The following is a 13,352-nucleotide window of genomic DNA, read 5'->3' on the forward strand; positions in this document are numbered from 1 at the left end:
GTCGAGGAGCGGCACTGAAGTGACACCCGCTCCCGGGAAGCACAAGCTAATTTATGGCGCGCGTCCGCAGCAGGATCGCGTGCTCCGGGCGCAGGATCGGGAGCGGGATGCCGACCTCGGCCAGGAAGCGCCCGCTCGCCGTGGCGCCCGAGGAGAGCCAGACGGGAGGCGAGGTCTGGATGAACGTGTCGTTCCAGTCGCCGTCGTCCGGAGTCGGAAGGACGACGTCGACCCGGTAGGTGCGCTCGGGATTCAGCCCCGGGAGGCCGAGACGGCCGGGTGTCTCGGCAGCGAGCGTGCCGAGGGAGACGGCGGCGAAGAGGGCCTCGCCGCCGTCGTCCGAGACGACGCCATGGAGCGCGAGGTTCGGTTCGACGATGTCCGCGTTGACGCGCGTCCCGGAGTGCAGGAGCTGCCTGTGCCCCTTGTAGAGCGCGATGGCCCGTCGAAGGGTTTCGCGTTCGGCCTGGCTTGCCTTGCGGATGTCCCATTCGATGCCGAAGTGGCCGAACAGGGCCGTGATCGCCCGGAAGGAGATGTCGTGGACGCGGCCGGTCGTGTGCGAATGGGTTGGGCCGACGTGGGCGCCGACGAGCTCGGGCGGGAGGACGGCTTCAGTCCAGCGCTGGATCGTCTGGCGCTCGAGGGCGTCGTTGCAGTCCGAGGCCCACACCCGGTCAGTGCGCTGGAGGATCCCGAGGTCGACGCGCGCCCCGCCCGAGGAACACGACTCGATCTCAACCGTCAGGTGCGCGGCCCTGAGCGCGTCGAACAGGCGGTACGCGGCGAGCGTCTGCTCGTGGACCGAGGGCCTGCCCGCATGGCCGTGCTCAGCGAGGTCCCTGTTCTGATCCCACTTGAGGTATGCGATGTCGTTCTCGCGGAGCAGGGTGTCGAGACGGTCGTAGATGTACTGCCACGCATCCGGATTCACGAGGTCCAGGACGTGCTGGTGCCGCCATTCCAGCGGGAGACGCCCGCCGTCTTTCGGTGACGGTGCGGACGGCCGGACGATCCATTCCGGGTGAGCGCGGGCGACGTCCGAGTCGAGGTTGACCATCTCGGGCTCGACCCACAGTCCGAACTCCATCCCGTGGGACGTCACGGCGTCGATGAGCGGCTTGAGCCCCTCGGGCCACACCGTCTCGTCGACGTACCAGTCGCCCAGCCCAGCCCCGTCGCTGCGGCGGCCCCGGAACCAGCCGTCGTCGAGCACGAAGCGTTCGACGCCGAGCTCCGCCGCCGACTCCGCGAGCTCGAGGAGCGGCTCGAGACGATGATCGAAATAGACCGCCTCCCAAGTGTTGAGCACTATCGGGCGAGGCCGGTAGCCGGCCCGTCCCTCGGAAGTGACGTGCTGCGGCCGGGCGCGGAACCAGCGGTAGAACCTCTCCGTCACTCCGTCGAGGCCGCGATCGGAGTAGGCCGCGTAGAGCGTGGGCGTCGCGTACTTCTCGCCGGCGGCCAGGACGATCTCCCCGGAGCCGAGCAGCTCGGCCGCGCCCAGGCTTCGGCGCCCGTCGGCGAGCGAATCGAGGTACTGCTCGTGGTTTCCCGACCAGCCGAAGTGGATCGCCCACACACGGCCCGAACGGTTCGAGAAGCCTGCGGTGCCGGCCGCGACGAGGAGGGACGAATCGTGGCCCGTGCGGCCATGGCGACCCGAGCGCACCCACGTGCCCTGACCGATGTGATGGCGCTGCGGGTGGTTTTCGCGGCACCACCGTCCCGTGAGGTCGAGGAGCTCCGAGGCCTCGCCGGGGACGGGCACGACGGCGGCCAGCTCGTCCAAGCAGTATGGCCCGGCCCCGGTGTTGGCGAGCTCGTGCGTGATCTCGAGGAGGCCGCCCTCCCCGAGTACGAGCTCGCTCGTCACCTCCAGGCCGGCCTTCGCATCGGCGTGGACGATCCGCGCACCGCGCCCGCCGCGGATCGCCTCTGCCGCAGCGACCCGCAAGGCGGGGGAGAACGCCGAGCCGGGGTCCCCGTCGTCGGCCGCCGTCGGCGCCGGCCTATGCCCTCGCAGCGCGGGACGGCCGAGCCAGCCCGACGAAGCCTGGGGGAGGAGGCCGGCGACGACGGGCACGTCGAGCGCCGAGTGCGGGACCGGGTTGCGCAGGAGGCCGAGTTCGGGGAGGTCTTCGCCGAGGTCGGCACCCCAGTGCACGACCTCGGCTTCGCCGGAATCGAAGGCCAGCAGGACGCTGACACCCGCGGAACGGAGATGCAGGGGATCCATGGGCTGGCCTCCGATGTCGACGCGGGCTACTTCCGGAGGTCAGCGGCGATCTGCTGCATGACCGCCGGATCGGCGAGGGTGGTCGCGTCACCGGGGTCGCGGCCCTCGGCGACGTCCTTGAGGAGGCGCCGCATGATCTTCCCGGAGCGGGTCTTGGGAAGCTCCGGAACAACGAGGATGTGCTTGGGCTTCGCGATAGGCCCGATCTCCTTCCCGACATGCGTGCGCAGGACCGCTGACGGGTCCTCGCCCTCAGGGATTTCGACCTCGCTCCGGAGGATCACGAACGCGACGACGGCCTGTCCCGTGGTCTCGTCCGTGGCACCGACAACGGCGGCCTCGGCGACCCATTCGTGGGAGACGAGGGCCGATTCGATCTCGGTGGTGGAGAGGCGGTGGCCGGAGACATTCATGACGTCGTCTACCCGGCCGAGGAGCCAGATGTCGCCGTCGTTGTCCTTCTTCGCTCCGTCGCCGGCGAAGTACATGCCCTCGAACCGGGACCAGTAGGTTTCCTTGAACCGCTCAGGGTCGCCCCAGATGGTGCGGAGCATGGAGGGCCAGGGCTCGCGGACCACGAGGAAGCCGCCGTGCCCGTTGGGGACCGGCTTGCCGTTCTCGTCCACGACGTCCACAGCGATCCCGGGGAGGGGCACCTGCGCCGAGCCAGGCTTGGTCGAGGTGACCCCGGGCAGTGGGGCGACCATGATCGCGCCGGTCTCGGTCTGCCACCAGGTGTCCACGATGGGCGCCTTCCCGCCGCCGATGACCTCCCGGTACCACATCCACGCTTCAGGGTTGATCGGTTCGCCGACCGAGCCGAGGACCCGGATGCTCGAGAGGTCGTACTTTCCGGGGATCTCCCGGCCCCACTTCATCATGGTCCGGATGGCGGTGGGGGCCGTGTAGAGGATGGACACCTTGTACTTCTCGACGATCTCCCACCAGCGGCCTTGGTGCGGGGAGTCCGGAGTGCCCTCGTACATGACCTGCGTCGCACCGTTCACGAGCGGCGCGTAGGCAACGTAGGAGTGGCCCGTGACCCAGCCGATGTCCGCCGTGCACCAGTAGACGTCAGTCTCAGGCTTGAGGTCGAACACCGCGGAGTGCGTGAACGCGGTCTGCGTCAGGTACCCGCCTGTCGTGTGGAGGATGCCCTTGGGCTTCCCCGTGGTGCCCGAGGTGTAGAGGATGTAGAGAGGGTGCTCGGACTCGTGCCCGACCGCCGTGTGCTCGCCCGAGGCCGCATCCATGAGCTCGCTCCAGTGCAGATCGCGGCCCTGGGTCCAGTCCACGTCCTGGCCGTTGCGCCGGACGACGACGACGTGCTCGACTGAGTGCCCGGGCGCGGCGAGGGCGTCGTCCACCGCGGGCTTGAGCGGGGACGGCTTGCCGCGACGATACGTTCCGTCAGCCGTCACGACCAGCTTGGCCTCGGCGTCGTCGATCCGGGAACGGAGCGCCTCGGCGGAGAACCCGCCGAAGACGACCGAGTGGACCGCGCCGATGCGGGCGCAAGCGAGCATCGTGACGACCGCTTCGGGGATCATCGGCAGGTAGACCGCGACCCGATCGCCCTTGCGCACGCCGAGGGACTCGAAGGCGTTCGCGGCCTTCTTCACCCGCTCGGTCAGGTCCGCGTACGTGATCTTCTCGGTGTCACCCGGTTCGCCCTCGAAGTAGATCGCGACCCTGTCCCCGAGCCCGTTCTCCACGTGCCGGTCCAGGGCGTTGTACGCGGCGTTGACCTCCCCGCCCACGAACCACTTCGCAAAGGGCGCGTCCGACCAGTCCAGCGTCTGGTCGAAGTCCTTCGACCACGTCAGGTGCTTCCGCGCCTGCTCGGCCCAGAACGCCACTCGATCCTCGGCCGCCGACGCGTAGACGTCCTCGTGCACGTTGGCCGCGGCCGCGAACTCGGGTGTGGGCGGGAAATGACGCTCCTCATGGAGGAGGTTCTCGAAAGCGTCCCCGTTGACGGTTTGCTGGGACATGAACGTCCTTTCGGCTCGATCCATCGCGTGGGCCAGCCCGCGTCCTCGCGGCAGATCCAGGACCTTCTTGATCTGCGGACGGGACAGGTCGGCTGCCTCTTCCCACAGTAGACCTTGCGCGGCGCCCGTGGAGTTGCGCACGTCACATCCCGGGAGGGGAACCACGGCCTTGCGGGCTAGGTGGGGCACAGGCGTTATGGCTAGGCTGAACGGCAAGGACGACCGAAGGAGCAGCCCATGTCTGATTCCCGTCAGGGTCCCTCTCGCGTTGGTGGCGCGGTACCCGGACCCGACAGCGTGCCCGCAGATCCGGGGGCCGGCAATTCCGCGCGCGGCGGCGATCCCGCCCGGAGCCTCGCACAGGACGGTGCTCCTGCGGCCGTAGTGGGCCCGTTCACCGCCCGCGACGTCGCAGTGTTCGTCGGTGTGTTCATCACGTTCGTCGGTTCCCTCCTGCCGCTCGTCCAGAGGGGAAGCACGCTGAACCTCTGGAATGGGCAGAACGTCTACTTCATCGGCATCGGCATCCTGCTGCCCCTCGTGCTCGCGGGCCTGTTCGTGTGGCGCCGGCTCTCCCCTCAGACGGTGTTCCGTGTCGGCTCCCTCTCGCTCGACCAGTTCGCATCTGTCGTTTCGGCCTTCGCATGCACGTACTTCTTCGTCTTCGCGGTGACGGCGCTGACCCCGGGCGCGATCGTCGGCTTCATCGGCGGCGCCATCCTGGTGGCCTCGACTGTCCTCGCGCGCGCCATTCCAGCGTTCGCGGTCGACTTCGCGGGACGGGCCGAGGTGCCGGCGCACGTCGTCGCCCGGGACGCCGTCGCCCCTACCCAGAAGCCGAGGGGCAACGAGCCGGGGTCCAAGAAGCCGATGGCGCTGAAGCCCTCCCGGCAGTCGAAGACGCAGCAGGGCGGCAGCTCCCGCTTCCCCGCCGCGGCCAAGGCGCAGAGCGAGGCGAGCGGCGCTCCGGCCCCACGGGCCGGAGCAACGGCAGTCGACGGCACCACTTCGTCCGTGAAGCCTCATGAAGGTCCCGCTGGGGTCTCCTCAGCGGGAGCCGCGGCGGCCGCCACGGGCGCGGCCGGCGCGGCTGCGGCCGGCGCGAGCGTCGCCGCCCTGGCCGCCGGAGCCAAGGCCGCGCAAGGGGACGAAGCGCGGGGTGCGGCCGGCCGAGAGGGCGAGCCGGCGACTTCGGCCGTGCCGAGCGCCGCGGGTGTGACACGCGAAGGCGGTGCGTCCTCGCCGTCGTCGGAAGCGCCCTCCTCCGAGACGGACGGGAAGTTCATCGGCCGCCACGATTCGCAGGCCCCTTCGACGGCGGAGACGCCCATCGGCCCCGCCGCCGACGACGCCGTCGTGCTCGGGGGCGCCGATGGCGAGCCGTATGGCGCCCCCACCGCTGCGGCACGTGTCGAGCCGACGGTTGAACCCTCACCTGCGAGCGAGCCTGCCCCGACGCAGGCCTCGCCCGCCCTGGGACGGCCCGAACCTGAGCCAGAGGGCGGCCCTGCGACTCAGCTGGCCCCCGCCGTCGATCGCTCGGCCGGTTTCGAGGCGACTCGGAACTACGACGAGTCAGAGCCCGAGTACGAGGCGTTCTGGTTTGCTGTGAACCACGCGAGGGCGGCACTGGATCCCGAGAGCGGCCTTCCACTGTTCACCCTCGAGCCCGGCCAATGGATCCTCGCGCTCCAGGACCGCGGGGACGAGTTCCTCGTCCAGAGCCAGGATGGGCGGATCGGCGTGCTGCGCGATCTGGCCGGAATCGAGAGGGGCTGACCGGCCTCGCCGGCGCCGCCCGGAAGCCCGAGCGGCGTCGGCTCACCCCCGAGGAGTCGCCACTCGCCCTCAAACGCCGCGCACGGAAGATCGACCGGATCCTCGCCGACTTCTACCCCTATGCCCACGCCGAGCTCGACTTCCGCAATCCGTTCGAACTGCTCGTCGCGACGGTCCTGTCCGCGCAGACCACCGACGTCCGGGTCAACCAGGTCACGCCGGCGCTGTTCGCCCGCTACCCCGACGCCCGCGCGCTGAGCGAAGCCGAGCTGGCTGACATCGAGGAGATGATCAAGCCGACTGGCTTCTTCCGGGCGAAGGCCAGAAGCCTGCACGTCCTCTCCCAGAAGATCGTCGACGACTTCGACGGCGTCGTCCCGGCCCGGCGCGAGGACCTCGTCACGCTTCCCGGTGTGGGACGGAAGACCGCCAACGTCGTGCTCGGCAACGCCTTCGGCATCCCGGGGATCAGTGTGGACACCCACTTCGGGCGGCTGGCCAAGCGGTTCGGCTGGACGGATTCCGACGATCCGGTCAAGGTCGAGCAGGACGTCATGGAGCTCTTTCCGCCTCGTGACTGGACGATGGTCTCCCACCGGGTGATCTTCCACGGCCGGCGCGTGTGCCATTCTCGCCGCCCGGCCTGCAGTGCATGCCCCGTAGCGGCCCTATGCCCCTCGTTCGGGATCGGCGAGACCGACCCCGGCAAGGCGCTGAAGCTCCTGAAATACGAACTCGCGCCCGGGCAGGAAGCGCTCCGCGAGGAGATGGTCGCGAACGTTCACCGGGCCGCGGAAATCCGGATGCGTGAGCAGGGGCATCCTGTCGCGGGGCTCGCGGACCCCCAACCCGGCGGTGGGCTGTGAGCGCAAGGGCCGAGCTCGAGGCCCTCGCCGTCGGCATCCGTGAAGGGAGGCTCGACCCGTTCGACCGGCGCTGGCACCCCAGCGTGGACCATAAGGGGCGTGAGGCCGCCGTCCTCGTGCTGTTCGGCAAGCTCGACACAGTCCAGGCGACGTCGGACAAGCCACTCGCACCCGCCGACTTGGACGTCCTGCTCCTCGAGCGGGCCCAGACCCTCGGTTCGCATCCCGGCCAGGTGGCCTTCCCCGGAGGAAGCCGGGACCCGCAGGACGCGAGCATCGTCGACTGCGCCCTGCGGGAGGCCGTCGAGGAGACAGGGCTGGATCCCAGCGGGGTCGACGTCCTGGGCGAGCTGCCACCCCTCGCGCTCGGGGTGAGCGGCTTTGTCGTGACGCCGGTGCTCGCCTGGTGGGCGTCGCCGTCGCCCGTCGACGTCGTCGACTTCGCCGAGTCGGCGCAGGTGTTCCGCACGCCGGTCCGGGACCTCCTGGATCCCGCCAACCGCGTCATGGGAGTGGTGCGCCGCCGGGGCGCGATCTTCTCGAGCCCGGCCTTCCTCGTCAACGGCGTGCTCGTCTGGGGCTTCACCGCCATGGTGCTCGATGCACTGCTCAACGGGCTGGGCTGGGCGGTCGAATGGGACCGCGAGCGCAAGCACTACATCGCGGTGTGAGCGCCTCGGGGTTTCGCGCTCCGGCCTGGCGCTGCTACTTCGCCTGGTCGTAGCTGTCGACGACGGCGATGCTCACCGGGAACTGCACGGGCGCGTCGCCGAAGAGGAGCCGCTTGGCGGCCGTCGCTGCCTCCTGCACGGCCTCGACGCAGGCAGCCGCGGCCTCCTCCTGGGCGTGGATCATGACCTCGTCGTGGAGGAAGTAGACGAGTTCGGCGCGCAGGCCGTGGCCGGCGAGGCGGCGCAACCGCAGACGCAGCTCGGCAAGCCAGCACTCGGCCCACTCGGCGGCTGTCCCCTGGACGACGAAGTTGCGCGTGAACCGCCCCCTGTCCCGCGACGCGGCGTCGGCCCGCCGCTGCTCCTCGGCGGACGTTGAACGCTGCAGCCGCTGCCAGCGTTCGGACGGCGGCGGCGAGCTCCTCCCAAGGTGGGTCGTCACCGTGAGCCCGCGTTCGCCGTCGCGGGCCGCCTGCTCGACGAAGGCGACAGCTCGTGGGTAAAGACGGGCAAGCTGGGGCATGAGTCGGCCGGACTCGCCCGTCGTCGCGCCGTAGATTGCTCCCAGGAGAGCTACCTTCGCCTTCGCCCGGTCGCCCCCGAACCCCGCGGCCGCGATCCCCGCGTACAGGTCCGCGTCCTGCGCCGCGGCCGCCATCGCGTCGTCCCGGGCGAGCGCCGCGAGGACCCGGGGTTCGAGCTGCGACGCGTCCGCCACGACGAGCTTGTGGCCGGGGAGCGCGCGGGCCGCCGAGCGGACCTGCTTGGGGATCTGGAGGGCGCCGCCGCCGCGCGATGCCCACCGCCCCGTGACGACGCCAGCCACGACGTACTCAGGCCGGAACCGACCGTCACGGACCCATGAGTCGAGCCACGCCCATCCATTCGCAGCGAAGAGCCGAGCCAGCTTCTTGTATTCGAGGAGCGGCGGGATTGCCGGGTGCCTGAATTCGCGGAGCTCCCATGCCCGGGTCGTCCTGGCCTCGATGCCGGCCCGGTGCAGGGCCCGCATGAGCTCTTGGGGCGAGTCCGGGTTGAGCTGGGGGGCTCCGAGGCGGTCTCGCAGTTCGCTCGCCTTCTCCTCCAGCCTCGCCGGGCGCTCGAAGCCGCGCGGTCGGGGTCCGAGTTGATCGGCGAGGAGCGCCTCGTGGGCCACGGCATCCCACGGCATCCCCGCGGCCTGCATTTCCGCTGCGATGAGTGCCCCGGCCGAATCCGCGGCACACAGGAGGCGCAATCGGCCCGGGTGGTCAGAGGCGGAGATGGCCCCAAGCTGTGCCACGAGCTCGGCCTCAAGCTCGTCGGCGCTCGGTCCCTGCACGGATTCTCCCTCGTCGAAGAGGGAGCCCTGGCCCTTGGGCGGACCGGCAGGGGGCAGGATCCCGCTCGGATCCGTCGCGCTGTCTGCATCCGGTAGGGAGCTTGTGAACGCCGCGGTGTACGCGGAGTGAGTGAGGACGGTCCCGCAGAGGGTCAGGTCGTGGCAGCGGAGCAACGGCACACCGGTGGCGAGCAGGCGCGGATACCAGTCGGCCGCCTTCCGCCACACCCAGCGCGGCTTGTGTGCCGATTCCCGACGGGCAACAAGGGCCGGCAGCTCGGAGGGCACGACAGTTGTGTCCGGGCCGGTGCGCTGGCCCGAGGAGTCGAGGGGCCTGAGCAGGACCTGCCCGTCGGGGGAGGGCGCCAGGATCTCATACACCTCCATATTCTCGCGTGGGATCGGGACCGTTGTTGTCCTCCACAGCAATGCCGGTGGAGTGTCCTCCACATGGTGCCGGTCGTTGCCTCAGCCGTGCGGTGGCGAGCAGCAGGCTTGAACCATGGGCATGAGACAGGGAACAGACGACGCCGAGGCCGGCTGGCGTCCGCACGGGGAGGCGGTCTTGTGCGTCACCGGGGATCCCGTGCTCCTCGACGAGTGCGCCCGCGTCGCCGCCGTGGCTGGCGTCGCGCTCAGAACCGCGCCCACGCTCGGCGAGGCAATGAAAGGAGTGGACGACGACGTCCCGCTCCTTCTGGGGGCGGACGTTCGGGACGTTCCTCCCCGGAACCGGCCGGACATGATCCTCGTCGGAAGGGGCAATGACAGCGGACTACTGTGGCACAGGGCGGCGGAACTGGGAGTCGAACACGTCGCCGAACTGCCCGAGGCCGCAGGATGGCTCGTCGAATTCCTCGGCAGGCGGCTGTCCCAAGGTCGCGATGGCCTAGTCGTCAGCCTTGTGGGCGGGTGCGGCGGTGCCGGGGCGAGCACGACGGCGGTGCTCCTCGCCATGGCGGCGAATGCGCGCGGCGAGTCCGTGCTTCTGGTCGACGGCGACCGCCTCGGGGGCGGGCTGGAACTGTGCCTGTCGAACGAGCACACCTCCGGGCTTGCCTGGCCCGATCTCGCAGCTGCGAGCGGCCGTATTCATCCACCCCAGCTGGAGGCTGCCCTGCCCCGGGTCCTCGGCGTTCCGTACGTGTCGTGGCCAGCCTCGGCGGGATACGCGAAGCCGGTCGCACCCGAGGCGATCGCCGGGGTGCTCGAGGCTGGGCGAAGCGCCTTCGAGCTCGTGGTGATTGACCTCGGAAGGAGCCGGGAAGGGATCGACGACTTCGGCTGGGCGAGCGATCGCTTCCTGCTCGTCGTTCCAGGCCGAATACGCGCTGCGGTCGCGGCGACGCAGCTCCTCCACGAGATACCGCCGGTGCCAACTGGGCTCGTAGTGCGGGGACGTCTGGGAGAGGGAGTGGACGCCGAGAGGCTCGCCGGGGCCGTCGGCTGCCCGCTCGCCGCCCATCTGCCGGAACTCCGGGCGGCAAACGCGGCCACCGAGGAGGGGCGCCTCCCCGAACTGTCCCGCCGCCGGGATGTGCGGCGGGCGGCTGGCTTGATCCTCGAAGGGCTGGTGGGCTCTCCGGGCAGGTCCTCGCCGAGAGCCGGAGCACCCATGCCTCGCCACGCCCGCCTCCCTCAGGCGGCCCGATGAACACCCTTCCGCTCGTCGGCACTGCCCCGCTCGTCGGCACTGCCCCGCTCGTCGGCACTGCCCCGCTCGTCGGCGCGGCCCACCTCGTTGACGCTGAGCTTCTCGACGACGTGCGGGAGCGCGTCCTCGCGGTGCCCGGTCCCGTGACCCCGGCCCGTATCGCGGCGGCCGTCCACGAGAGCGGTCGTCTCTTGGGCACCGCGGGGACGCTCGCCGCCGTCGAATTGATCTCCGCAGAACTGAGCGGACTGGGACCCCTCCAGAAGCTCGTCAAGGATCCGCGCGTTACGGACATCCTCGTGAACGGACCCGGCGAGGTTTGGCTCGACCGGGGAGACGGGCTTGAGCCTGCACCGGTCAGCTTCCCATCGGAGGAGGCCGTCCGTGCGCTCGCGGTCCGATTGGTGGCTTCGGGGGACCGACGGCTCGACGACAGTTCACCATGCGTGGACGTGCGGGTCGCAGGCGGGTACCGGGTCCATGCGGTGCTCCCGCCCATCTCGACCGGGACTACGCTCCTGTCGGTCCGTATCCGCCGTCACCAGGCCTTCGATCTCACAGAGCTCGAGCACGCCGGAACGATCCTTCCGGAGCAGCGTTCCGTCCTCGAATCGATTGCGACAGGGCGAGTGAACTACCTCGTGAGCGGCGCCACGGGAAGCGGGAAGACGAGCCTGCTCAGCACCCTGCTGGGCCTAGCACCGTCCACCGAGCGGATCGTCCTCGTGGAAGATGCGTCCGAGTTGAATCCCGCTCATCCGCACGTGGTCGGGCTCGAGGCGCGTCACGGGAACGTGGAAGGGAGCGGGAAGGTCGACCTCGCCGAACTCGTCCGGCAGGCCCTGCGGATGCGCCCCGACCGACTCGTGGTCGGGGAGTGCCGTGGCGCTGAAGTACGGGAACTCCTCGCCGCGCTCAACACGGGACACAGCGGTGCCGGTACCGTTCACGCGAATTCCGCAGAGGCCGTCGCCGCCCGACTCATCGCACTTGGAGCCCTCGCAGGACTTTCGCCAGAGGCGATGACTCTTCAGGCTGCGAATGCCGTCGGTGCCGTGCTGCACCTCGAGCGGAGGGGCGGTCCGAGGCGGCTGGCCACTGTCGCTGCATTGGCCGAGAAGGCTGGGAGACTCGTCGTAGCCCCTGCTCTGGTCCGGCTTCCGGGTTCCGACGCCGTGAGGAAAGGGCCCGGTTGGGACGCGCTCTCTGCCCGAATTTCAGAGGAGTCCGAGGCGACGGCATGATCCTTCCGCTCTTGGTGTTCGCGCTCCTGTGCTCGGCCGCAGTTGTCCTCGTGCGGCGGCCATCAGTCCTCAACCGGGTCGGGCCCACCCGGCTCGTGCTTCCTTTCAGCCTCCGGGCTGGCACGAGATCTGCAGTGGATCTGCACGATGCGGCGCTCCTGGTGGGCGAGCTGGCCGCATTGCTGCGGGCGGGTCGATCGGCCGAGCAGATGTGGCGGCAAGCAGCCCTGAACGAGAGACGACGTCTCGGCGAAGCTCTGCGCGACGGCCCGATGGTTTGGCAGGAAAGCCCTTCGGCAGCAACGGCGAAGCGGCGCCGAGGCCCGGGACGCCCCGGGTTCCTCCACCCGTTGCGGGATAGGGGCGTCGCAGGACAGCTTGCGGCTCGTGAAGACTTGGGAGCCGCATCGGTCTTGGACGCTGCCGCCCAGGCGTCTGCTCTCGGGTTCCCGGTGGGGCCCGCGATCCGCGACGCCTTGTCTGAGCCGCGGCACGGGCAGCATCCGATGGCATCCTCTGCGTGGGCGGTTGTGGGGTGGAGGAACGAAGGGCCGAACCGAAGGAAGCTACGAGAGCGGGAGGCGCTCGCCATGTGGAGTGATGTGGCGGCATGCGTCGAGGCTGCGGAATCGTCCGGCTGCCCTCTCGCCGCAGTCTTCGACCGACTGTCGGCTCATCTCGAGTCCGAAGCCGATGCCGCGGCGGCCCGGGCAACCGCTCTGGCCGGGCCGAAGGCCACCACGCGAATTCTCAGCGTACTTCCCTTCGTCGGACTCTTGCTGGGGATATTCATTGGAGCGAACCCCCTGGAAACGCTCACCAGCACATTCGTCGGTTTCGCCTGCCTCATCGGTGGCGGCGTGCTCGCGCTCGCAGGGCGTCTGTGGTCCAATCGCCTGGTTGCCCAGACGGGAGCACTCCGATGAGCGTCGGAGGCTGGGTCCCGTGGCACGCGCTCTTGTCTGCGGTCATCGGCGTCCAGCTGTTCGCCGGGTGCTGGATTCTGTCGAAGCCGAGGGGTTCGGGGTGGCCCGCGGTCGGCTTGCCCAGATCGGTCCCTGCAGACGATCGAGGCGGGGCCGCGGTCCGGCAGCCCGTTTGGCGTCGACGCCCGGAGGGATCTGAAGATGACCACCCGAAGACGGCCCTGACGCTCGAGCTCATCGCGGCGATGCTCGAATCAGGCTCGTCACTTCAGCGGGCTCTTCGGATCGTTGCCCAAGCCCTTGGGCCGGCGAATGGTCCCGCCGGACGGACTGCGACGGCTCTTGAGCTCGGCGTCCCATGGGATCAGGCGTGGAGATCGGCCCTCGGGGATCGCCAAGGGGCCGAACTTCGTCAGGCTTTGGACTTCGCAGCGGCCAGCGGTGCGCCCTCGGCGGAACTGATTTCTGCTCGTGCCCGTATGCTCCGGCGCCGAAGACATCAGGAGCTTGAACGGCGCGCGGCGGCTCTCGGGGTCAGGCTCGTCGTACCTCTCGGAGTCTGTTCGCTCCCCGCATTCCTCTGCCTCGGCGTGGTCCCGGTGCTTCTTTCAATGGGGCCGTGAGTCATGAGCTCAACCGAGAAGCAAGAAACACCGGA

General features: G+C 69.8%; 10 protein-coding genes. 7 read left to right on the forward strand and 3 right to left on the reverse strand.

The window, feature by feature from the left end:
- Nucleotides 1-46: 46 nt before the first annotated feature.
- Together E6A21_RS12435 and acs are read right to left on the reverse strand one after the other, a co-directional pair.
- Nucleotides 47-2,239, reverse strand: coding sequence for an alpha-galactosidase (locus tag E6A21_RS12435; protein WP_138444473.1), 2,193 nt, complete (start codon nucleotides 2,237-2,239; stop codon nucleotides 47-49).
- Nucleotides 2,240-2,265: 26 nt separating this feature from the next.
- Nucleotides 2,266-4,233, reverse strand: coding sequence for an acetate--CoA ligase (gene acs, locus E6A21_RS12440; protein ID WP_171041382.1), 1,968 nt, complete (start codon nucleotides 4,231-4,233; stop codon nucleotides 2,266-2,268).
- Between the two features lie 237 nt (nucleotides 4,234-4,470).
- Here acs and E6A21_RS12445 point away from each other — a divergent pair, with 237 nt between their 5' ends.
- The 3 genes from E6A21_RS12445 to E6A21_RS12455 are packed head-to-tail and all read left to right on the forward strand — an operon-like array spanning nucleotide 4,471 to nucleotide 7,549.
- On the forward strand, nucleotides 4,471-6,012 hold the full coding sequence (locus tag E6A21_RS12445) for a solute carrier family 38 member 10 (RefSeq protein ID WP_138444474.1): 1,542 nt from the start codon (nucleotides 4,471-4,473) through the stop codon (nucleotides 6,010-6,012).
- On the forward strand, nucleotides 5,910-6,878 hold the full coding sequence (nth, locus tag E6A21_RS12450) for an endonuclease III (RefSeq protein WP_138444475.1): 969 nt from the start codon (nucleotides 5,910-5,912) through the stop codon (nucleotides 6,876-6,878). The genes E6A21_RS12445 and nth overlap by 103 nt, the downstream gene beginning before the upstream one ends.
- The gene (locus E6A21_RS12455; RefSeq protein ID WP_138444476.1) at nucleotides 6,875-7,549 is read left to right on the forward strand and encodes an NUDIX hydrolase; all 675 of its coding nucleotides are present in this window, start codon (nucleotides 6,875-6,877) and stop codon (nucleotides 7,547-7,549) included. The genes nth and E6A21_RS12455 overlap by 4 nt, the downstream gene beginning before the upstream one ends.
- Nucleotides 7,550-7,583: 34 nt before the next feature.
- Here the strand turns inward: E6A21_RS12455 and E6A21_RS12460 are convergent, their stop codons facing one another.
- On the reverse strand, nucleotides 7,584-9,251 hold the full coding sequence (locus E6A21_RS12460) for a bifunctional 3'-5' exonuclease/DNA polymerase (RefSeq protein ID WP_246036447.1): 1,668 nt from the start codon (nucleotides 9,249-9,251) through the stop codon (nucleotides 7,584-7,586).
- A gap of 121 nt (nucleotides 9,252-9,372) precedes the next feature.
- On the opposite strand from E6A21_RS12460, the gene ssd reads away from it, so the two are divergent.
- The 4 genes from ssd (at nucleotide 9,373) to E6A21_RS18310 (ending at nucleotide 13,317) form a co-directional block, all read left to right on the forward strand.
- Entirely contained in the window at nucleotides 9,373-10,524 is a 1,152-nt protein-coding gene (ssd, locus tag E6A21_RS12465; RefSeq protein WP_138444478.1) for a septum site-determining protein Ssd, read from the forward strand.
- On the forward strand, nucleotides 10,521-11,768 hold the full coding sequence (locus E6A21_RS12470; RefSeq protein WP_138444479.1) for a TadA family conjugal transfer-associated ATPase: 1,248 nt from the start codon (nucleotides 10,521-10,523) through the stop codon (nucleotides 11,766-11,768). The genes ssd and E6A21_RS12470 overlap by 4 nt, the downstream gene beginning before the upstream one ends.
- A 590-nt stretch (nucleotides 11,769-12,358) precedes the next feature.
- Entirely contained in the window at nucleotides 12,359-12,694 is a 336-nt protein-coding gene (locus tag E6A21_RS17925) for a type II secretion system F family protein (RefSeq protein WP_171041383.1), read from the forward strand.
- Entirely contained in the window at nucleotides 12,691-13,317 is a 627-nt protein-coding gene (locus tag E6A21_RS18310; RefSeq protein ID WP_171041384.1) for a type II secretion system F family protein, read from the forward strand. Before E6A21_RS17925 ends, E6A21_RS18310 begins: the two co-directional genes overlap by 4 nt.
- Nucleotides 13,318-13,352: the final 35 nt, after the last annotated feature.

It is taken from the genome of Sinomonas susongensis (genome assembly GCF_005877005.1).
GTDB classification, from domain to species: Bacteria; Actinomycetota; Actinomycetes; order Actinomycetales; family Micrococcaceae; genus Sinomonas; species Sinomonas susongensis.

Bases quoted from the DNA above. Each gene is read 5' to 3' on its own strand.
- E6A21_RS12435 (WP_138444473.1), bottom strand. From the start codon at position 2,239: ATGGATCCCCTGCATCTCCGTTCCGCGGGTGTCAGCGTCCTGCTGGCC.
- acs (WP_171041382.1), bottom strand. From the start codon at position 4,233: ATGTCCCAGCAAACCGTCAACGGGGACGCTTTCGAGAACCTCCTCCAT.
- E6A21_RS12445 (WP_138444474.1), top strand. From the start codon at position 4,471: ATGTCTGATTCCCGTCAGGGTCCCTCTCGCGTTGGTGGCGCGGTACCC.
- nth (WP_138444475.1), top strand. From the start codon at position 5,910: ATGGATCCTCGCGCTCCAGGACCGCGGGGACGAGTTCCTCGTCCAGAG.
- ssd (WP_138444478.1), top strand. From the start codon at position 9,373: ATGGGCATGAGACAGGGAACAGACGACGCCGAGGCCGGCTGGCGTCCG.
- E6A21_RS12470 (WP_138444479.1), top strand. From the start codon at position 10,521: ATGAACACCCTTCCGCTCGTCGGCACTGCCCCGCTCGTCGGCACTGCC.
- E6A21_RS17925 (WP_171041383.1), top strand. From the start codon at position 12,359: ATGTGGAGTGATGTGGCGGCATGCGTCGAGGCTGCGGAATCGTCCGGC.
- E6A21_RS18310 (WP_171041384.1), top strand. From the start codon at position 12,691: ATGAGCGTCGGAGGCTGGGTCCCGTGGCACGCGCTCTTGTCTGCGGTC.